General features: G+C 41.9%; 15 protein-coding genes and 1 other RNA gene. 11 read left to right on the forward strand and 5 right to left on the reverse strand.

Annotated features, from left to right (window positions below; translation table 11 throughout):
• Positions 1–179: 179 nt before the first annotated feature.
• Complete coding sequence (locus tag B5D29_RS06745; RefSeq protein WP_078768817.1) at positions 180–593, forward strand: EamA family transporter; 414 nt, start codon at positions 180–182, stop codon at positions 591–593.
• A 46-nt stretch (positions 594–639) separates the two neighbouring features.
• Here B5D29_RS06745 and iolC read toward each other — a convergent pair whose 3' ends face one another.
• Positions 640–1,659 (reverse strand): 5-dehydro-2-deoxygluconokinase, encoded by a 1,020-nt coding sequence (iolC, locus tag B5D29_RS06750; RefSeq protein WP_078768818.1) that lies wholly within the window; start codon positions 1,657–1,659, stop codon positions 640–642.
• A 73-nt stretch (positions 1,660–1,732) separates the two neighbouring features.
• Positions 1,733–2,063: RNase P RNA component class A (rnpB, locus tag B5D29_RS06755), an RNA gene on the reverse strand.
• Positions 2,064–2,185: 122 nt separating this feature from the next.
• Here rnpB and B5D29_RS06760 point away from each other — a divergent pair.
• The 8 genes from B5D29_RS06760 to trpS all read left to right on the forward strand — a co-directional run bounded on the left by B5D29_RS06760 (position 2,186) and on the right by trpS (position 12,417).
• On the forward strand, positions 2,186–3,475 hold the full coding sequence (locus tag B5D29_RS06760; RefSeq protein ID WP_078768819.1) for an LCP family protein: 1,290 nt from the start codon (positions 2,186–2,188) through the stop codon (positions 3,473–3,475).
• A gap of 145 nt (positions 3,476–3,620) precedes the next feature.
• Entirely contained in the window at positions 3,621–5,219 is a 1,599-nt protein-coding gene (locus B5D29_RS06765; RefSeq protein WP_159443422.1) for a beta-N-acetylhexosaminidase, read from the forward strand.
• Between the two features lies 1 nt (position 5,220).
• Positions 5,221–6,516, forward strand: coding sequence for a M28 family metallopeptidase (locus tag B5D29_RS06770; protein WP_159443423.1), 1,296 nt, complete (start codon positions 5,221–5,223; stop codon positions 6,514–6,516).
• A 114-nt stretch (positions 6,517–6,630) separates the two neighbouring features.
• Entirely contained in the window at positions 6,631–7,884 is a 1,254-nt protein-coding gene (glyA, locus tag B5D29_RS06775; protein ID WP_078768822.1) for a serine hydroxymethyltransferase, read from the forward strand.
• 13 nt (positions 7,885–7,897) lie between these two features.
• Positions 7,898–9,085, forward strand: coding sequence for a CDP-glycerol glycerophosphotransferase family protein (locus B5D29_RS06780; RefSeq protein WP_078768823.1), 1,188 nt, complete (start codon positions 7,898–7,900; stop codon positions 9,083–9,085).
• Position 9,086: 1 nt separating this feature from the next.
• A complete protein-coding gene (locus tag B5D29_RS06785; protein WP_159443424.1) occupies positions 9,087–10,205 on the forward strand; it encodes a CDP-glycerol glycerophosphotransferase family protein in 1,119 nt (372 codons plus the stop codon).
• A gap of 1 nt (position 10,206) precedes the next feature.
• On the forward strand, positions 10,207–11,385 hold the full coding sequence (locus B5D29_RS06790) for an aminotransferase-like domain-containing protein (RefSeq protein ID WP_078768825.1): 1,179 nt from the start codon (positions 10,207–10,209) through the stop codon (positions 11,383–11,385).
• 18 nt (positions 11,386–11,403) lie between these two features.
• Positions 11,404–12,417, forward strand: coding sequence for a tryptophan--tRNA ligase (gene trpS / locus B5D29_RS06795; RefSeq protein ID WP_078768826.1), 1,014 nt, complete (start codon positions 11,404–11,406; stop codon positions 12,415–12,417).
• A gap of 274 nt (positions 12,418–12,691) precedes the next feature.
• Here the strand turns inward: trpS and alr are convergent, their stop codons facing one another.
• The 3 genes from alr to feoB form a co-directional block, all read right to left on the reverse strand.
• The gene (alr, locus tag B5D29_RS06800; RefSeq protein ID WP_078768827.1) at positions 12,692–13,765 is read right to left on the reverse strand and encodes an alanine racemase; all 1,074 of its coding nucleotides are present in this window, start codon (positions 13,763–13,765) and stop codon (positions 12,692–12,694) included.
• Positions 13,762–14,802 (reverse strand): lipid II:glycine glycyltransferase FemX, encoded by a 1,041-nt coding sequence (locus tag B5D29_RS06805; RefSeq protein ID WP_078768828.1) that lies wholly within the window; start codon positions 14,800–14,802, stop codon positions 13,762–13,764. The genes alr and B5D29_RS06805 overlap by 4 nt, the downstream gene beginning before the upstream one ends.
• A 172-nt stretch (positions 14,803–14,974) precedes the next feature.
• On the reverse strand, positions 14,975–17,320 hold the full coding sequence (gene feoB / locus B5D29_RS06810; RefSeq protein WP_078768829.1) for a ferrous iron transport protein B: 2,346 nt from the start codon (positions 17,318–17,320) through the stop codon (positions 14,975–14,977).
• A 244-nt stretch (positions 17,321–17,564) separates the two neighbouring features.
• On the opposite strand from feoB, the gene B5D29_RS06815 reads away from it, so the two are divergent.
• Together B5D29_RS06815 and B5D29_RS06820 are read left to right on the forward strand one after the other, a co-directional pair.
• Positions 17,565–19,502, forward strand: a complete 1,938-nt coding sequence (locus B5D29_RS06815; RefSeq protein ID WP_078768830.1) for an aconitate hydratase — start codon at positions 17,565–17,567, stop codon at positions 19,500–19,502.
• A gap of 28 nt (positions 19,503–19,530) precedes the next feature.
• Positions 19,531–20,709, forward strand: coding sequence for an isocitrate/isopropylmalate family dehydrogenase (locus B5D29_RS06820; RefSeq protein WP_078768831.1), 1,179 nt, complete (start codon positions 19,531–19,533; stop codon positions 20,707–20,709).
• Positions 20,710–20,727: the final 18 nt, after the last annotated feature.

Below are 20,727 nucleotides of genomic sequence, written 5' to 3' on the forward strand. Positions count from 1 at the left end.
TTGGACCTACGGCATTTTTGGCGTTTTTCGTTTTTTGCTCAGTCGAGGTACCATCGTACATCTTCCTTCGCAAGAAAACGAAATTCAGAATCTTCCTCAACATCCTATAGCTTGTCACAAACACTTTTACTTTACTTTGTATTCCAAAGGGTGTATTATGAGGTAAAGAGGTGATATGTATGTGGTGGTTGTTTGCATTGCTTTCTGCGGTGTTTGCCGCATTGACTTCAATTCTTGCCAAGGTGGGAATAGAGAGCGTTGATTCAAATCTTGCAACGGCAATTCGTACAATGGTCGTTGTCGGTATGTCGTGGCTTATGGTGTTTGTTACAAATGCACAGTCGGGCATAACAAATATCGGCAAAAAGAGTTGGATATTCCTTGTGCTTTCGGGTCTTGCAACGGGTGCTTCATGGCTCTGCTACTACAAGGCTATCCAAATCGGCGATGTGTCAAAGGTTGTGCCTATTGACAAATTGAGCGTTGTGTTTACTCTCGTTCTTGCATTTATTTTCTTACACGAAGAATTCAACGCAAAGTCGGTTATCGGCTGTATTCTCATCGCAGCAGGAACATTATTTATGGTATTATAAGAATAAAAGAAAAGAGGACTGATTTTTCAGTCCTCTTTGTTTGTAATTATGCACGGGCTACCATTTCGCCGTATTGTTCTTTTGATTTTTTGATGAATTCTTCAACTTGAAGTGCAGACGGCATAGCGTCCGAACAACTGTGTGATGAAATCAATATGCTTGCCGAAGCAGAGCCGAATTCAAGACAGTCAATGATGTCTTTGCCTTGGAGCAAACTGTAAAGGAATGATGAGCCGTAGCCGTCACCACCGCCAAAGCCTTTGAGCATAACAGCAGGGAATGGCTTGATGTTATAGAACTTGCCGTCATTTGTGTATGCGGTTGAGCCGTCCTTGCCATGCTTGATTACGCAGATTGACGCACCGAAACTCTGCCAATATTTTGCAGATTCAGGGTCACTTCCTTTAACACCGATAATTCCTTCTGTGAGGTCAAATTCCTCACGGCTTCCCATAATGATGTCGGCATTTTGTGCAACGATGCTGTAATATACGGCAATTTCGTCCTTGCTTTTCCAAGTGTATTCTCTGTAATCTATGTCAAAAATAATTCTTGTGCTGTTTTTCTTTGCAAGCATCATAGCTTTGAGGCAAGCCTCTCTTGACGGACTTTTTGCAAGTGCCGTACCGCTGATGATGATAGCTTTTGCAGAGGCAATGTATTCTTCGTCAATATCCGCAGGTTCAAGGCAAAAATCCGCAACATTATCCCTGTACATAAGAATTGATGAAGCTTCTTTAGAAAGGATTTCAGTAAAGGTAAGACCGATTTTTTCGCCGTTCTTTGCTCTTGTGATTTTTGAAGTGTCAATGCCTTCTTTTTCAAAATAATCAACCACATAGTCGCCGAGTTGGTCGTCGCTTACGCAACCGAAAAATCCAACCTTGCAACCGAGCCTTGCCAAACCAACCGCAATGTTTGCAGGTGAACCGCCAACATATTTGTTGAAGTTTGCCGATTCCGACAACGGTCTGTACATATCCGTTGGATTAAAATCAATGGCAATTCTGCCGATTGGTATAAAATCAAGCGGTCTTGACATATCAAATGTTACATAATTTTGCATAATATTTACCCCTTTATATGCTAAAATGTTTTGTCCTTGTTTGTCTTGCTTGTGCTGATATTAAGATTTTTTATAGCAGAGTTGTCCGTAAGCCGAGTTCTGTCGTGGACGATTATCTATCTCGACAAGATGTTGCCACCTTGCTCAAGCCACCCGTCGGAGTTATGTGGCGAGCAACCAACTCTCCGGTCGGTGTTGCAGCGGATAGGGTTTACATGGCAGAGAATGTCTCCACTCTCTCGGTGAGCTCTTACCTCGCCTTTCCACCCTTACCGTAAAGACGGCGGTTTATTTCTGTTGCACTTTCCCTAAGGTCACCCTCGGCGGCCGTTAGCCGTTATCCTGCTCTGTGCTGCTCGGACTTTCCTCATAGTCAAAGACTACGCAACCGTCTGGACAACTCTATCTTATATAATAAATTATTCCGACCAAAAATGCAATATTAAATAAAAAAAGTTGAAAATATGATTAATATGGTGTACACTGAATTTAATATATAATTCTAAAATAAAGGAAGGGTGTTCGTATGCCTCGCTTTGAAAAAGAGGGTTTTAACCCTAAAAAAAGAATAGATAACGACAGCCGAGACAGAAGCGTTCCCGTTGACGAAGATTACTTTAGCCAAAATGATTTTAACAGCGATGATGTTATTGATAATCAAAATACGGCTGATTACGATTTGGATGCTTTTATGCAGGAACTTGATGAACCACAACGCTCAAACCGTCAAAGCGTCAACGATTTTGTGCCACAGGTTTATCTTGATGAAGATGCCAAAAGGCGCAAAGAAAACGAAGAAAGAGCACGCCAAAGACGGGAAACAACCCGACCTCCTCGCCGCAAAAGACGAAAAGGTTCAAGACCGAATAATGCAAAGAATATTTTTAGGGCGGTTTTGGCAGTCGTTCTTGCTTTGATTATCGGTGCGGGCTGTTTTGTCTGCAACGCTATGGGCAAGGTCACCTATGATGACACACGCAAAAATCAGTATGTCAGCAAATCGGATTTGACCCGTTCATCGAGTGTAACAAATATTCTTTTGCTCGGTGTTGATGCTCGTAATCCAAAAGATGATACCGCTTCTCGTTCCGATTCAATGATGCTCATTTCTATTGATAAGGCACACAACTGCATAAAAATGGTTTCGTTCTTGCGTGACACTTGGGTGTACATTCCTTGCGTTGACAAAAAGCAACGACTCAATGCGGCCTGTCAGTATGACGGCTACAATGGTGTTGTTGATACTATTGAATATAATTTTGGCATAGATATTGACGGATATGTTGTTGCTGATTTTGAAATGTTCAAGGTACTTGTTGACAGCATCGGCGGTGTCGAGGTTGAAGTAACCGAAAAAGAAGCCAAGGAGGTAACCTCTCACAAAGGCAGATACGGCAATGTCAAACTTGATGCGGGCAAGTACAAATTAACCGGAGAACAGGCTCTTGCTTATTGCAGAATAAGAAAAATTGACACCGACTTTATGCGTGCTTATCGTCAAAGAACCGTTATGCAGGCAATCCTTAAGAGCGTGAAATCTGCAAATCCGGTAAAACTCGCAATGATGGCAACCAAGGCTGCGCCGTATATTCAAACCAATCTTTCAAAGGCAAAGATTATTTCTGCCGGTATGAAAGCACTTCCGTGCATCAGTGATATGGCAGAGGTTCGTGTTCCGTTTGACGGCACTTGGCAATATGCAACAATCGGCGGTGCAAGCGTTATTACCATTGATGTTGATAAAAATAAAGAAAAATTGCAGGATTTAATTTATAACAAATCTGCTGCGGAAATCAGAGCAGAGCAAAGTAAATAATAGACTTTTGCGATTTGTTTTGAATTGTTTTGGCAATATCTTTAGTGTATTTGTTCACACTTTGTAAATTGACTTTGATATTATGTTTTGATATAATATTACAAGCCTGTTTTTCAGGTTATATATGATAAATTGGAGAAAAATTATGCTATCAGTTATTCCTGCCCCTAAAAAGGCGAAAGAACTCGGCGGAGTATTTGTTTTGCCGGCACACTTAAAGGTAAAGTCTGATTTTGACCTTCCTCTTTTGGAGGGTAGGGTCGATTTTTGTGAAAATGAATCTGATGCAACCGTTGTTATCATTAAGAACGAAAGTATTGCAAAAGAAGGCTATACTCTGGGAGTTACAAGGGAGCGTATCGTTATTTTGGCAAGCCAAAAAATCGGTGTTTATTACGCTCTTCAAACTGTAAGAAAAATTGCTCATGTTGATACAGGTGGCAGGGAAGTACCTTGCTGTGATATTGAGGATGAGCCTCGTTTTCCTTTCAGAGGCATTTCGCTTGATGTGTCACGCCATTTTTATGATGTTGATTATATCAAGCAGTACATAAATTGGTTATTTATGGAAAAGCTCAATGTCTTTCATTGGCATTTGACCGATGATGTGGGATGGCGAGTAGAAATTAAAAAGTATCCTCTTTTGACTGAAATCGGCTCAAAGCGTGCCTATACACAACTTGACGGTTGGCAGTCAACAAAGATGGAAGAAAAGCCGTATTCAGGCTATTATACACAGGAGCAGATTAAAGAAATCGTTGCTTACGCAAAGGAACGAGGCATCACTGTCATTCCTGAAATTGATTTTCCTGCTCACTGTGCGGCTGTTTTCTCTGCTTACAGCAACCTTGCGTGCAGAGATTTGAAGCGAGATGTTCCTGGCTATTTTGGGGCAAAAATTCCAACAAAACTTTATGGGCAAAAAGATTGGAACAGAACCCTTTGTATGGGCAAGGAAGAGAGTTTGCAGTTTGTATATGATGTTCTTGACGAAATCTGCGAGATGTTTGATTCACCGTATATTCACCTTGGCGGTGACGAAGCACCAATGGACGAGTGGAAAAAATGCCCTAATTGCCAAAGGGTGATGAAAGAGAACAATCTCAAAAATGAAGAAGAACTTCAAGGCTGGTTTGAAAATAAAGTGTCGCAGTTCCTTAAAACAAAGGACAGACAGATGATTGGCTGGAATGAAATTCTTGCAGCCGAAAATGTAAATAAGAGCGACAAGAATATTGTTGCACAGTATTGGACACCAATCCGTGACAGAAAAGCAGAGGAATATGTCAACAACGGCGGAAAAATGATTATGAGTAATCATCAATCCTTCTATTTTGATATGCCTTATGCCAAGTATCCACTTAAAAAAACATATGAGTATAAGCCTGAAAACTTTGGTGTAACCAAGGATAATGTAAAAAATGTTCTTGGCGTTGAGGGTGAAGTTTGGACAGAATGGATTAGAGACAGAGAAAGACTCGAAATGCTTGTTTTTCCTAGAATGCAGGCGCTTTCAGAAGTTGCATGGTCACCTGAAGAAAAGCGTGATTTTGCAGATTTCAAGGCAAGACTTGATGATTTCAAGCCAACCTTTGATGCTTTGGGAATCAATTATGCGGTTGATAAGATTTCTATGCCAAAGAATCCTTTTAAGCGTTCAAAAATTTTAAAACTGTTTTCAAACGGCAATACCGACCTTGAAAATCAATTAAATGCTCAATATAAAGCTAAAGGAGAACGATAAAATGAAATTTAAAGATTTTCCGCAGGCAGTCATTGATGAAAATGTTGATTATACCGTAAAGGAAATCACCAATGTCATCAAGAGATACGGTCCTCGTGAGTCCGGCAACAAAAACTGCCTTGCAACTCAAAAACACATCGACAAGGAAATGAAGCCGTTTTGTGACGAAACAGGTTTTGAAGAATATAAAATGGCTCCAAAGGCATTTTTGCATTTCACAAAAACCGTTTCCGTAACAATCATTTTGGCAGTTGTTGTTTGCCTTGCATTGGTGTACACAGGCGTTTTAAGCGGTGTAGGCGGTTCGGACTTCTTCGTTCCTCAGTGTATCGTTGGTGGTGTTGTTGCAATCGGTCTTTTTATCACAGCAATGGAATTCTTGTTCTACAAGCAGTTTTGTGATGTTTTCTACAAGAAGATTGACGGACATAACTATTATGCAGTTCGTAAGCCACAGGGCGAAGTTAAAAGAAGAATTATCATCTCCGGTCACTGCGATTCAGCTTATCAGTGGCGTCACCTTTACTATGCAAAGGGCAAAATTCCGCTTATGGGCATTTGTATGGGCGGAACAATCGTCGGTGCGTTCATTTCTGTAATAATTGCAATCATTGCAATTATCGCAAACTTTGTTGAAATGGGTGCTTTCGGCGACTTTATGGTAAATTACAGCTTCTATTTCCATATAATTACTGCACTCTTTATGGTGACACTCTTCCTTTTTGTTGATTTCAAAACTATTTCACCGGGTGCAAACGATAACCTTACAGGTACTTATTCTGCTGTATGTGCACTTCGTATGCTTGATATGGCAGGTGTTGAGTTTGAAAACACAGAAGTTGTTGCTATGATCACCGATGGTGAGGAAGCAGGACTTCGTGGTTGTAAGAACTGGGCAAAGAACCACAAGGATGAATATGTAAATTCAGGTGTAGAAACAGCTGTTCTTTGCGTTGATACTCTCACAGACCTTGATTATCTCAATGTTTATTCCCGTGATATGACAGGCACGGTAAAACACTCACAGCCTTTCAGCCAACTTGTTATGGACTCTGCCAAGGAAGCAGGTCACAATGATTTGAAGTTTGCAAATGTATTCTTCGGTTCATCGGATGCTGCTGCATTCACACAAGAGGGAATCACAGCAACTTGTCTTGCGGCTATGGACCCTACTCCTGCCGATTACTATCACAATGTTCGTGACAGCTATGACAGACTTGTTCCTGAAGCAATCAAAACAGGCTATGAGGTTATCCTTTCAACTATTTTCAATTTTGATGAAAAAGGACTTAACTAACATATAATTATTAAAGAAATCCTGCTTTTAACGGGATTTCTTTTATTTTATATTGTATCTTATTATATTTTATGGTAAAATGGATACATATATTAAATCATCGGAGGAATAAATATGTACAACGATTATTACGATTCAATCGCAAAGGTTGCCGAAACCGACAGCGAGGTAGCAGACGCAATGGCGCTTGAGCTTAAGCGTCAGAGAGAAAATATTGAGCTTATCGCATCGGAGAACCTTGTATCTCCTCAGGTTATGGCGGCTATGGGCTCTGTTCTTACAAACAAGTATGCAGAGGGCTTGCCTGCAAAGAGATATTACGGCGGATGCCAGTATGTTGATATTGTTGAGGAAATCGCTATCAAGCGTGCTTGTGAACTTTTTGGTTGCAAGTTTGCAAATGTTCAGCCACACTCGGGTGCACAGGCAAACACAGCCGTTTATCTTGCACTCCTCAAACCGGGCGACACCGTTATGGGTATGAGCCTCGATAACGGCGGACACCTCACTCACGGTTCTCCTGCAAATATTTCGGGCAAGTATTTCAATTTTATTCCTTACGGTGTAAATGAAGAGGGATATATCGACCTTGCCGCTTTTGCAAAGCAGGTAAATAAGGTTAAGCCAAAGCTTATCGTAGCAGGTGCTTCCGCTTATCCGAGAGAAATTGATTTTGCAACAATGGCAGACATCGCTCATGCAAACGGCGCAATGTTTATGGTTGATATGGCTCATATTGCAGGCCTTGTTGCCGCAGGACTTCATCAGTCGCCGATTCCATATGCAGATGTTGTTACAACAACTACACACAAAACACTTCGCGGTCCTCGTGGCGGTCTTATCCTTTGCAACAACCCTTATCTTGCAAAGAAACTTAATTCTGCTGTATTCCCGGGCACACAGGGCGGTCCTTTGATGCATGTTATCGCAGGCAAGGCAGTATGCTTCGGTGAAGCTCTCAAACCTGAATTTAAGGAATATCAACAGTGTGTAATCGACAATGCACAGGCTCTTGCAAACGGACTTATTTCAAGAGGTCAAAACCTTGTTTCGGGCGGTACCGATAACCACCTTTGCCTCCTTGATTTGAGAGGTACGGGCGTAACAGGTAAGGAACTTGAAGCACGACTTGACGAGGTACATATCACTCTTAACAAGAACACTGTTCCAAACGAGCCGTTGTCACCGTTCGTTACATCGGGTGTCCGTATCGGTACTCCTGCCGCTACAACAAGAGGTCTAAATACAGATGATTTTGACAAGATTGCAGAGTTCATCGCTCTTGCCGTTACTGATTATGATGCAAAGAAGCAGTACATCCTTGACGGCGTTGCCCAAATCTGTGCAAAGTATCCACTTTATGAGTGATTGATATCGGATTATGATTAACTTGCTTGGCAGAATATTCGGGGTTCTTATTAACTTCGTTTATTCGTTCTTTAAGCTGAATAAAACTAAAAATCAGGTTGCATTCATCTCTCGCCAGAGTGAAAATCCGTCACTTGATTTTCAGTATCTTATTGATGAAATTCAAACAAATTATCCGCAGTATGAGGTAGTTGTCCTTTGCAAAATGATACCTGCCTCTTTTGGCGGAAAGATCAAATATGTCGGCGAAATGTTCAGGCAAATGAAAGCACTTTCGCAATCAAAGGTCGTTGTGCTTGACGGCTATTGTATTTTGGCTTCTGTCCTTAATCATAAAAAGGACCTGAAGATTATTCAAATTTGGCATGCTCTCGGAGCGTTCAAACGCTTTGGCAAATCTGTTCTTGATATGCCGGGCGGTAAATCTTCCGCAACTGCCAATGCGTTCAAAATGCACAGGAACTACGATTTGATTGCCACATCGGGCGACAAATGTGTTCCGTTTTTTGCCGAGGCTTTCGGTCAACCTGAAGAAAAGTTTATTCCAATCGGTATTCCGAGAATGGACTATCTCACCGACAGCGGAAAAAATGCAAAGGTTGCGCAGAATGTTTATTCTGTCTATCCCGAGCTTGATAACGGCAAAAAAACAATCCTCTATGTTCCAACCTTTAGGGACAAGCCGGAGGATATTGAAGCACTCCATAAAATGACGGCGGATTTTGTTTCAAAGGTTGATTATTCAAAATATAACCTTGTTGTAAAGCACCATGTGGTCGATACCAATTTTGAAGAGGTTTATATCGATTCAAGTCAAAATGTTTTCCACGGCGAGCATTTTTCGGGTATGGATTTTATGTGCGTTTCCGATTTTGTTGTGACGGATTACAGCTCCGTTATCTATGAAGCTGTGCTCAAGAATTTGCCGATATATATCTTCTGTTTTGATGGCGAAAGGTATCTTGACGAGCGTGGATTTTACATTGATTTTTGGCACGATATTCCTGCTGTATATGGCAAAACAAGCGAGGAAATCCTGTCGCTGATTGATAGCAACACAACTGTTGAAGATGAAAAAATTGCACAGTTCAAAACTGATTATGTAAACAAAAAGTTTGACAGCATCACGCATATTTACGGCGAAATTATTGATTCACTTATGCGTGGTGAATATGATAATAAATATAATTACAAGGCATAGTATGGGAAAAATCAAGTCTGCGCTTTATCCTCATTTGCAAAGAATGAGATATAAAAATTTAATATCCGCCTTTGAAAAAGGGAAGAAGAGCAAAATGCTTGAAAATCAAATTCTTATGCTGTGCACTTCAAAGGGCAAACTTGGCGGAAATCTAAATGCCGTTAAGAATTATATCGAAAAAAATGCTCTTGACTATCACATTGTCACCGTCACATCAAAGGAGCAAATGTCTGTTGATGAACTTGGCACGGCAATGGCGCAGAGCAAATATATTATGGTTGATGATTTTGAGCCGATGGTGTATGTCCTCACTCTTCGTGACGGTCAGCACCTTGTTCAGCTTTGGCACGCAATGGGAGCGTTCAAACGCTTTGGCTATTGTCGAGGCACTGCGGAATCAGGCTCACTCACCCATAAGAATTACACCGAGGCTATTGTTTCGTCACCCGAGCTTTGCCAAATTTATGCCGAGTCGTTCGGCATATCGGTTGACAAAATTAAGCCTGTCGGCACTCCGAGAACGGATTTGTTCTTTAATGATGAATATGTCGCTTCGGCAAAAAAACGGCTTTATGACCGTGCACCGAGCCTCGTCGGCAAAAAGATTTGCCTTTTTGCTCCGACCTTTAGGGGTCAAAATGTAAACGATGCTTATTATCCCGAAGATTTCATCGACCTTCAGGGTTTGTCAAATTCTCTCGGTGATGATTGGACAATTATCGTCAAATTTCACCCGTTCATTAAGGATAAGTTCAATATCCCCGATTGCGAAAGAATTTTTGATTTCAGCGATGAAAGGGAAATTAACGATATTCTTTTTATCACGGATGTCCTTGTCACGGATTATTCCTCCGTGATATTTGAAAATGCAATTATCGGCAATTCGGCTGTTCTGTATGCTCCCGATTACGAGGAATATAACAGCAACCGTGGTTTCTATTTTGATTATAAGGATTATTCTTGCGGTAGTATTGTATCCAATCAAAATGACCTTGCCGATGCCATAAAATCTATAACAAACAATAATGATGATTACATTGCGTTCAAAAAACGATTTGTGTCTCTTTGTGACGGTCATTCTTGCGAACGCTTTGTCAAAGAAATATTGGAGGAAGGTTAATATGCTTCAGCTTTCAAATAAGTATAAAAATATGAAACCTTCGGCTACAAGAGAAATATTAAAAGCCACCTCCGACCCGTCCGTTATTGCATTTGCAGGCGGTTCACCGGCTGTTGAGGCTTTTCCTTGCGACGAGGTGAAAAAAATCAGTGCAGAAATTTTGGAAGAAAATCCCGTTTCTGCTCTTGTTTACGGTGTTTCCGAAGGTTATGACCCGCTTCGTGATACCGTTAAGACTTGGCTTAAAAAAAGGAATAATATCGGCACAGATGACGACACCGTTATTATTACTGCCGGCGGAACGCAGGTTATGGATATTACCACAAGAATTCTCACTTCCGAGGGTGACACAATTATTTGCGAAGAACCGTCTTTTATCGGTTCGCTCAACGCTTTTCGTTCTCACGGCTGCAATCTTGTCGGCGTTCCTGTTGAAAGTGACGGAATGAATATTGAAGCACTTGAAAATGCAGTAAAAGCAAATCCGAATGCTAAATTTATCTACACTATTCCAAATTTTCAAAATCCGAGTGGCACAACTCTTTCTTGGGAAAAAAGAAAGGCTGTTTATGCCATTGCAAAAAAATACGGCATTGCTGTTTTGGAGGATGACCCATACGGCAATCTTCGCACAGAGGGTGAGGAGGTTCCGGCAATCAAAACTCTTGACGAGGACGGAATTGTAATATATGCCGGCTCTTTTTCAAAGATTTTGGCACCCGGTATTCGTGTTGCCTATGCCGTTGTGCCAAATTCAATTGCAGGGGCTTTCACAATCGGCAAGCAGGTGTCCGATGTGCACACAGGCGTGCTCAATCAGATGATTGTTTATCGTTGGTTTAAGGAGTACAATGTTGATGCTCATATCGAGGAAATCAGAAAAATCTATCGCAAAAAGATTAATCTTATGTGCGAAAAACTCGATGAATTTTGCCCTCAAATCAAATATGTAAGACCTCAAGGTGGCTTGTTCCTATGGGCAAAGCTCCCGAACAATGTTGATATGACTGACTATTGCAAACGACTTGTAGAACGCAAAGTCGCTGTTGTTCCGGGCAATGCTTTCATTGTTGACGAGTCAAAACCTTGTAACTATATACGCCTTAATTTCTCCACTCCGAGTGATGAAAATATCATTGACGGTGTTCGAATTATGGGCGAAGTCCTAAAAGAATATTAACAGAAAAGAGATAATATTATGTCAGAAGAAATAAAAGTTGAAAGAAAGAAAAGATCATTGTCACTCATTCAGCCGACCTCAATTCCAACCCTCGGCAACTACCTTGGCGCAATGAAAGGCTGGGCGTCATTCCAGGATGATTTCGACACTATTTTCGGTATTGCAGATTTGCATTCAATCACTGTTCGCCAAGACCCTGCAAAGCTCCGTGCACAAACAACACAGCTTTATGCAATGCTTATGGCTGTCGGGCTTGACCCTCAAAAGAGTATTCTTTTTGTTCAGTCACATGTTCCGCAGCACAGCCAGCTCGGTTGGATTTTGAACTGCTACACACAGTTTGGCGAACTTAACAGAATGACCCAGTTCAAGGACAAAGCCGCACAGCACGCAGACAATGTCAACGCAGGTCTTTTCACATATCCTTGCCTTATGGCTGCCGATATTCTCTTGTATCAGGCGGATGTTGTTCCTGTCGGTGCGGACCAAAAGCAACACCTCGAAATCACTCGTGACATTGCAGAACGCTTCAACGGTGTTTACGGCAATGTATTCACAGTTCCGGAGCCTTACATTCCAAAGGCAGGCGCAAGGGTAATGTCGCTTCAAAATCCTACTTCAAAGATGTCAAAGTCTGACCCTAATCCAAAGGGCACGGTTCATCTCACGGATGAACCGAATGTAATTATGAAGAAGTTTAAATCCGCAATCACAGACAGCGAAATGTCGGTTCATTATGCAGAAGGTAAGGACGGAATAAACAACCTTATGACCATTTATTCCGCAGTTACGGGCGACAGCTTTGAAACTATTGAGCACGACTTTTCCGGCAAGGGTTACGGCGACTTCAAAAAGGCAGTCGGCGAAGCTGTTGTTGCAGAACTAGAGCCTGTTCAAAAGAGATATAACGAACTTTTGCAGGATAAAAAGTATCTTCAGGAGTGCTGGACACAGGGCGCAGACACCGCATCTCGCCTTGCAAACAGAACTCTCACCAAGGTTATGAAAAAAGTCGGCTTCCTTGCAAAATAAATAGTAAACAAAAAAGACGCATTGATTTGCGTCTTTTAGACTGTCGATAAAGTCACTGAAACACGTCAAAAAATTAACCGAATTATGCCTCCACTTTTTTAAAAGGGGAGGTGGCAACACGAAGTGTTGACGGTGGGGTTTTAAAAAAGCTGTAAGTATCGAACTTACAGCTTTTTTGACGTTTTTCGTTTTTTGCGAACAAGCGGTACCATTGTACAGCAAAGTTCGCAAGAAAACGAAATTCAGAATCTTTCTCGACAGCCTATAGCGTGTTTTATTTATATACTCTTTCAATCCTTGGATTTACCATAAGCGGTGAGATGTCAACGCTTGCCAAGTCGCCCGGTTTTACATCGCTTCCTGTAATGTCAACCGCTGTGTGGCTGAGCCCGATTCCGCCGATTACATGGTACATTCTGCCGTTGATTTTGACATACATTTGCTTCTTTTTGAGAAAACTTTTGAATACGGAAAGAACATATCTGAAAGTTATAATTTCCTTTTCCTTTGTCAGTCCAAAGCCGTCATAGTGACCGATTGGAACAATGGCAATCTTTGTTTCACGCTTTGTTTGGTATGTTGCGTTGTAGCCGACAAAATATCCTTTTGGCACGGTTTTAACATCAACAACTTCGGCTTCCAACGAACCGAGCCTGTGCAAACCGCTTTTGCTTTTTGTGATAACTCTGCCTGTGAATGCCGAGCCGATTCGCACGGTGTCAAGGCAAACATCCTCAACATTGAGCAAAGCAGGGGAGTTGCTTGCATGCAATATGCCGACATTTCCCACTTGTTCCTTGATTTTTGCCATAGTGTCCTTGAACATTTCAAGCTGTGCTTTGGTTAAATCGTGGTTTCTGAAAGCCGATGAAAAATGCGTGTACGCTCCCGTAAATTTAAGATTTGGTAACGAGTAACATTTTATTGCGTCCTCAATTTCGCTCGGCATAAAGCCGTATCTGCCCATTCCCGTGTCGATTTTGAGGTGGCATTTGACGGTGACGCCCATTTCGGTAGCAACCTCGCTCATTGCTTGTCCTGCCTGCAATGAACCGATTGTGGCTGTTGCCCCGTACTTTGCAATTTCTCTGCATTCGTCTTTTATGCAGGTTGAACGCATAACGAGTATGTCCTCGTCAGTCAAAACCTCACGCAGTATCGGCAGGTCTGTAACTTCCGTTACTGCAAAAGTCTTGATTCCGTGCTCAACTAAAATTTTTGTTATTTCTTTTATTCCAAAGCCGTAGCCGTTGCCTTTAACAACTCCGATAAGCGGCACTCCGGCTTTTTGCTTGACAATCTCAATGTTTTCGTCAAGCAATTTTTTGTCTATTACATATCTGCTCATTTTCTGATTTTCTTCAATACCTTTGTTCCGATGTTGTAAAGATTGTATACAGGCTTGTTGATTACATAGTCAAATTCGCCCACAAATTCTTTCATATATCCGCCGAATCCGTGCTTAAATCTCCAAAGTCCGTAGTGTGGATTGTCAGGATTTTGGCAGTCACCGCTGATTCCGCCAAAGTCGTAAACCTTGCAGTTGCACTCCATACCCCACTTAATCATTGCCCATTGAAGTGCGTAGTTAGGGTAAACATTTCTGTGAGCGTTTGATGAAGCACCGTATTGGTATTTCATAACATTTTCGCCCCACTTGATTGCGAGAGTTCCCGCAATCGGTTTGCCCTCGTAGTATGCCATATAAAGTCTTGCGTCATCTGTCATACAATCAAGGATTTTTTCAAAATACCATTTTGGTCTTGTCGAAAATCCGTCACGCTCGCCCGTTTCCGCCATAATGGAAACAAAGTCGTCAAGTGCTTCCTTGCCGCAAATCTTAACTTCAACGCCCTTTTTAGGTGCTTTTCTGATACGGTTGCGGTAGTCCGATTTAAAGGTGAGCATAAGCTCGTTCTCGCTCAAACCGTTGTAATCAAAGCAGTATACAAATCTCGGCTGTACATTTTCAAAATCCATACATCCCGGGTTAAGCTCAACAAACCCCTTTTTGATGAGGTGCTCTTTGTATGCCCTGTTCTCAATAACGATTTCAGGGTCGATTTTTAGGCAATATGCCTTGTATTCCTTGCCGACTTCAAGAATTGCGTCAAACAATTTGTCAAATGTGTCAAAATCATCTTCGTCACACACAAAGCCTCTGCATGCGTACATAAGCGAATTTTTTATAACGGGAATGCTTCTGATAAGAACATCGGCAGAACCGATAACCTCGCCGTTGTCATCTCTGAGCATAACAGCTTCCCACTTCCAAGCGGATTTTACCTTTGCCCACTTTGAGGAATGCTGAAAAAGTCCCTTCGGATGTTTTTTTATAAAAGCCTCGTATTCGGCTAAATTGTCTTTGTTAACTCTTTCTATCATATCTGTCACCTTGTTTATTTTGTTTAATAATTATAGCATAATACATTTTTAATGTAAATATAAAAATACTTCTTACCGTAAATGTAAATCCTTTTATGCCTCCTTTGGTAAAGGGAGGTGAGTGCGATTTATCGCACTCGGAGGGATTGTAATAAACAGTAAGAAGTGTTTTTTATTTAACAATTATTGAACCAATTACATATACAATGCCGGAGCATAGCCAAGCAACCGAGCATTGAAGTATAATCGTAATTCCTGCCCATTTTCTGCCGAGTTCTCTTTTGATTGAAGCAACTGCCGCAACGCAAGGTGTATAAAGCAAGCAAAATGTGAGGAAACTTGCCGCACTTACGGGAGTCAGTATGCTTGTAACCCCTGCAGAGCCTGTCAATACACTCAATGTTGAAACAACGCTTTCTTTTGCGATAAAGCCTGTTATCAATGAGGTTGACATTCTCCAATCGCCAAAGCCGAGAGGTGCAAATATCGGTGCAATAACACCTGCAATTCCGGCAAGTATGCTGTCTTTTGAATCCTCAACAACTCCAAGATGGAAGTTGAATGTCTTTAAGAACCAAATAACGATTGTTGCAATAAAAATTACCGTAAATGCTCTTGTCAAAAAGTCCTTTGCTTTTTCCCACAAGAGATGTAAAGTCGTTTTTGCACTCGGAAGTCGGTAGTTAGGCAATTCCATAACAAACGGCACGGCTTCGCCTTTGAACACTGTTCCTTTTGAGATAAATGCCGTCAGTATGCCGACTGCAATTCCGCCGAAGTATAGCAAAATCATCACAAGCGGTGCTTTGTCTGGGAAGAATGCCGCTGTGAAGAATGAGTATATCGGAAGTTTTGCCGTACAGCTCATAAATGGAATAAGCGTAATTGTCATTTTTCTGTCACGCTCCGACGGCAGCGTTCTGCTTGCCATAACGGCAGGTACGGAACAGCCGAATCCTATTAACATAGGTACAATGCTTCTGCCCGAAAGTCCGATTTTACGCAACAATTTGTCCATTACAAATGCAACTCTTGCCATATATCCCGTATCTTCAAGTAATGATAGGAAGAAGAATAATGTAACGATTATCGGCAAGAAACTTAATACACTGCCAACGCCCTCAAATATTCCGTCAATTATCAGCGAATGTAACACCTTGTCTACATTCCAATTTGTAAGTCCTGTATCAACAAGGGTGGTCAACTGACCGATTAAATATTCCAAAAGTTGCTGGAGTCGCAGTCCGATAACATTGAATGTCAGCCAAAAAATCAACGCCATTATAACAACAAAACTCGGAATAGCCGTGTACTTTCCTGTTAAAATCTTGTCTATCTTTCGGCTTCTTATGCTCTCCTTGCTTTCCTTTGGCTTAACAACGCATTTGTCAACAAGTTTTGTGATGAACGAAAAACGCATATCGGCAATAGCCGCCGCTCTGTCCATTCCTCGTTCTTCTTCCATCTGCTTGATGATTGCTTCAACAAATTCTTTTTCGTTGCTGTCAAGGTTTAGTGCCTTTTCTATTTTTTCGTCACCCTCAACAAGCTTTGTTGCCGCAAATCTGATAGGTATTCCTGCCGATTCTGCGTGGTCTTTGATGAGGTGCATTATTCCGTGAAGTGCTCTGTGCACCGCTCCCGAATGCTCGCTTTCGTCACAAAAGTCGGTTCTGCCAGGCTTTTCCTGATATTTGGCAATGTGCACGGCATGTTGAATCAACTCGTCTATGCCCTCGTTTTTCGCCGCAGAAATCGGCACAACAGGAATTCCGAGCATATCCTCTGTTTCGTTGATGAGCACACATCCGCCGTTGCCCTTGACCTCGTCCATCATATTAAGTGCAAGCACAATCGGAATTTCAAGCTCCATAAGTTGCATTGTGAGATATAGGTTTCTCTCGATGTTTGTTGCATCAACAATGTTGATGATACCCGTCGGCTTTTCGTCAAGTATGTACTGCCTTGAAACAATTTCCTCACTTGTGTACGGCGAGAGAGAATATATGCCCGGCAGGTCAACAACCTCTGTGTTCGGGTAACCTTTGATGACACCCGATTTTCTGTCAACGGTAACACCCGGGAAGTTGCCGACATGCTGATTTGAACCTGTCAATTGGTTGAAAAGCGTTGTCTTTCCGCAGTTTTGGTTGCCCGCAAGAGCAAAAGACAAAACAGTTCCCGACGGCAAAGGATTTTCACTTGATTTCATATGATATTTGCCGTTTTCACCAAGTCCGGGATGCTCAATTCTGTCCGTGCATCTTCTTTCCTGTTTGGTTTGAACCATCTTTTTTATTGGTTTTACTTCAATTTTTTTTGCGTCATCCACACGCAAGGTTAACTCATAGCCGTGAATTCTGAATTCAATCGGGTCGCCCATCGGTGCAAATTTTACAAGAGTAATTTCTGCACCGGGAATCAGCCCCATATCAAGAAAATGTTGGCGCAAAGCTCCGTCACCGCCGACAGTTTGCACAATGGCGGATTGAGCTTGCTTAAGTTTGTCTAATTCCATAGTAATCTTCCAAATCACATTTTTTTATATTGTATCATTTTTTTGTGTTGTATACAATCATATAATTATACAAAATTACAGCTTTTTTTATTACTTAAATGTGTATTATTTATTACAATTATGTAATTACTTATATTTATTATACTTATTATATTGACAATTTTCTGTCGATGTTTTATTATAAGATTGTTAAATTGTTTAATAACTTTGTTAATGAATATGTAAAGTTTAGGAGGACTCGCTAATGGGACTTACTTTAGCACAAAAACTTATTAAATCTCATCTTGTAGAGGGCGAAATGAAAGTCGGCACAGAAATCGGACTTCGTATCGACCAAACTCTCACACAGGATGCAACAGGTACTATGGCTTATCTTGAATTTGAGGCTATGGGCGTTGACAGAGTAAAAACAGAGCGTTCTGTTGCTTATATCGACCACAACACACTTCAAACAGGATTTGAAAATGCGGACGACCACAGATTTATCCAAACTGTAACAAAGAAGCACGGCATTTATTTTTCAAGACCGGGTAACGGAATTTGTCACCAAGTTCACCTTGAACGCTTTGGTATTCCTGGCAAGACTCTCATCGGTTCAGACAGCCACACTCCGACAGGCGGTGGCATCGGTATGCTTGCAATGGGTGCAGGCGGACTTGATGTTGCTGTTGCCATGGGTGGCGGTACATACTATATTCCAATGCCAAAAATGACAAGAATCAATCTTACAGGCTATCTCAAACCTTGGGTGTCTGCAAAGGATGTTATCCTTGAAGTTCTCCGTATTATGAGCGTTAAGGGTGGCGTTGGCAAGATTATCGAATACGGCGGAGAGGGTGTAAAGACACTTTCTGTTCCGGAGCGTGCAACCATCACAAATATGGGTGCAGAGCTTGGCGCAACAACTTCTGTTTTCCCGTCAGATGAAATCACTCTTGCTTTCCTCAAGGCACAGGGCAGAGAAAATGATTGGGTAGAGCTTCTTCCTGATGAAGATGCTGTTTATGACGAGGTTATAGATATTGACCTTTGCTCACTCACACCAATGGCTGCTTGTCCTCATATGCCTGACAATGTAAAAACAACTGACGAAATCGGCAGAATCAAGGTTGACCAGGTTGCTATCGGTTCTTGCACAAACTCATCATATGTTGATATGATGAAGGTTGCTTCAATCCTCAAGGGCAAAACAATTGATCCATCGGTTTCTCTTTGTATTGCTCCGGGTTCAAAGCAAGTTCTCAATATGCTTGCTCTCAACGGTGCATTGTCCGATATGATCAGTGCAGGCGCACGAATTCTTGAAAGTGCTTGCGGACCTTGTATCGGTATGGGTCAAAGTCCTAACAGCGGCGGTGTTTCACTCCGTACTTTCAACCGTAATTTTGAGGGCCGTTCAGGCACAAAGGACGGCAAGATTTATCTTGTATCTCCTGAAGTTGCCGCTGCCTCCGCTCTTACAGGCTATCTTACCGACCCAAGAGAACTTGGCGATGCTCCGCAGATTTCTATGCCTGAGCACTTTATTGTAAATGATAATATGATTGTTCCTCCTGCTTCACCTGAGGAGGCAAAGAATGTTGAGGTTCTTCGTGGACCAAACATCAAGCCGTTCCCAAAGACAGAGCCACTTCCGGCAGATATCACTGCAAAGGCTGTGCTTAAGGTTGGCGACAATATCACAACAGACCACATTATGCCGGCAGGTGCAAAGATTTTGCCTTACCGTTCAAACATTCCTCACCTTTCACAGTATTGCTTCGCTGTATGTGACGAAACTTTCCCTGAAAGAATCAAGGCAGAGGGTAAGGGCTTCATCATCGGCGGTGCAAACTACGGTCAGGGTTCATCTCGTGAACACGCTGCTCTTGTTCCGCTTTACCTCGGCGTAAAGGCTGTTATCACAAAGAGCTTTGCCCGTATCCATGTTGCAAACCTCGTAAACGCAGGCATTTTGCCGTTCACTTTCAGCGATGAGGTTGACTATGACAGAATAGACCAAATGGACGAACTTGAACTTGTCGGTATTCGTGATTGCATCGAAAACAACAAGCCTGTTGTACTCAAGAATATCACAAAGGGCGAGGAGTATAATCTTGATTCTTCCCACCTTTCAGAAAGACAAAGAGCAATGCTTCTTTGTGGCGGACTTCTTGATTACACCCGTGAAATGAATAAATAATTAATAATCCCAAAAAGGAGTTACATATATGCAAGCAGAAGAAAAAAAGGCTCTTGATTTGGCTTGTGACCAATTCAGAGCACTTATGGAAAAACAGCTTGAAAGAGCAAAAAAGATAAAAGAGGATAAGGATTTCACCGATTATCAGTCGCTTGACAAAATCGTTATCGGTATTTGTGGCGGTGACGGTATCGGTCCTATCATCACAAAGGAATCTCAAAGAGTTATTGAATTCTTGCTTAAGGACGAAGTTGAAAAGGGTAAGATTGAGTTTAAGGTAATCGACGGCTTGACTATCGAAAATCGTGCCGCTCATAACCAAGCAATTCCTGATGATGTTTTGGCAGAACTCAAGCAGTGCCATGTCATCCTCAAAGGCCCAACAACAACACCTCGTCAGGGCGACCCATGGCCAAATGTTGAGAGTGCCAATGTTGCTATGCGTAAAGAACTTGACCTCTTTGCAAATATGCGTCCTGTTAAAGTTCCTGAAGAGGGAATTGACTGGACATTCTTCAGAGAAAACACAGAGGGTGGCTATGCAGTAGGCTCTTACGGTGTAAATATTACCGACGATTTGGCTGTTGACTTTACTGTTGCAACCCAAGAGGGATGCGACAGAATTGCAAAACTTGCTTATGATTATGCAGAGCGTAACCATAAAGGCAAGGTTTCAATCATCACAAAGGCTAATATCATCAAAACAACCGATGGCAAGTTCCTCAACACTGCCAAGAAAATCGGCGAGCAGTATCCTGACATCGTAACCGATGACTGGTATGTTGACATCACAACCGCAAAACTCATCGACCCACAGAGAAGAAGAGACTTTAAGGTATTTGTTCTTCCAAACCTTTATGGCGACATTATTACTGATGAAGCTGCGGAATTCCAAGGCGGTGTTGGCACAGCAGGCTCTGCAAATATCGGCAAGAAGTATGCTATGTTTGAGGCTATTCACGGTTCTGCTCCTCGTATGATTACAGAGGGCAGAGGACAGTATGCAGACCCTTGCTCAATGCTTCGTGCAACCGTTATGCTTCTTTCTCATATCGGCTACCAAAAGCAGGCTGACGCTCTTGAAGCTGCGCTTGATAAGTGTATGTTTGAGGAGAAAAAGCTTGTAATCACAGGCAGAGATACAGGCTGTACTTGCGATGAGTTCGGCGATTATGTAATGGAAACCATTACAAATATGACAAAATAATTCAGCATTTTAAGAGGG

This window comes from Eubacterium coprostanoligenes, assembly GCF_900167205.1.
In the GTDB taxonomy this organism is placed as follows: domain Bacteria; phylum Bacillota; class Clostridia; order Oscillospirales; family Acutalibacteraceae; genus Eubacterium_R; species Eubacterium_R coprostanoligenes.

Bases quoted from the DNA above. Each gene is read 5' to 3' on its own strand.
- B5D29_RS06745 (WP_078768817.1), top strand. From the start codon at position 180: ATGTGGTGGTTGTTTGCATTGCTTTCTGCGGTGTTTGCCGCATTGACT.
- iolC (WP_078768818.1), bottom strand. From the start codon at position 1,659: ATGCAAAATTATGTAACATTTGATATGTCAAGACCGCTTGATTTTATA.
- B5D29_RS06760 (WP_078768819.1), top strand. From the start codon at position 2,186: ATGCCTCGCTTTGAAAAAGAGGGTTTTAACCCTAAAAAAAGAATAGAT.
- B5D29_RS06765 (WP_159443422.1), top strand. From the start codon at position 3,621: ATGCTATCAGTTATTCCTGCCCCTAAAAAGGCGAAAGAACTCGGCGGA.
- B5D29_RS06770 (WP_159443423.1), top strand. From the start codon at position 5,221: ATGAAATTTAAAGATTTTCCGCAGGCAGTCATTGATGAAAATGTTGAT.
- glyA (WP_078768822.1), top strand. From the start codon at position 6,631: ATGTACAACGATTATTACGATTCAATCGCAAAGGTTGCCGAAACCGAC.
- B5D29_RS06780 (WP_078768823.1), top strand. From the start codon at position 7,898: ATGATTAACTTGCTTGGCAGAATATTCGGGGTTCTTATTAACTTCGTT.
- B5D29_RS06785 (WP_159443424.1), top strand. From the start codon at position 9,087: ATGGGAAAAATCAAGTCTGCGCTTTATCCTCATTTGCAAAGAATGAGA.
- B5D29_RS06790 (WP_078768825.1), top strand. From the start codon at position 10,207: ATGCTTCAGCTTTCAAATAAGTATAAAAATATGAAACCTTCGGCTACA.
- trpS (WP_078768826.1), top strand. From the start codon at position 11,404: ATGTCAGAAGAAATAAAAGTTGAAAGAAAGAAAAGATCATTGTCACTC.
- alr (WP_078768827.1), bottom strand. From the start codon at position 13,765: ATGAGCAGATATGTAATAGACAAAAAATTGCTTGACGAAAACATTGAG.
- B5D29_RS06805 (WP_078768828.1), bottom strand. From the start codon at position 14,802: ATGATAGAAAGAGTTAACAAAGACAATTTAGCCGAATACGAGGCTTTT.
- feoB (WP_078768829.1), bottom strand. From the start codon at position 17,320: ATGGAATTAGACAAACTTAAGCAAGCTCAATCCGCCATTGTGCAAACT.
- B5D29_RS06815 (WP_078768830.1), top strand. From the start codon at position 17,565: ATGGGACTTACTTTAGCACAAAAACTTATTAAATCTCATCTTGTAGAG.
- B5D29_RS06820 (WP_078768831.1), top strand. From the start codon at position 19,531: ATGCAAGCAGAAGAAAAAAAGGCTCTTGATTTGGCTTGTGACCAATTC.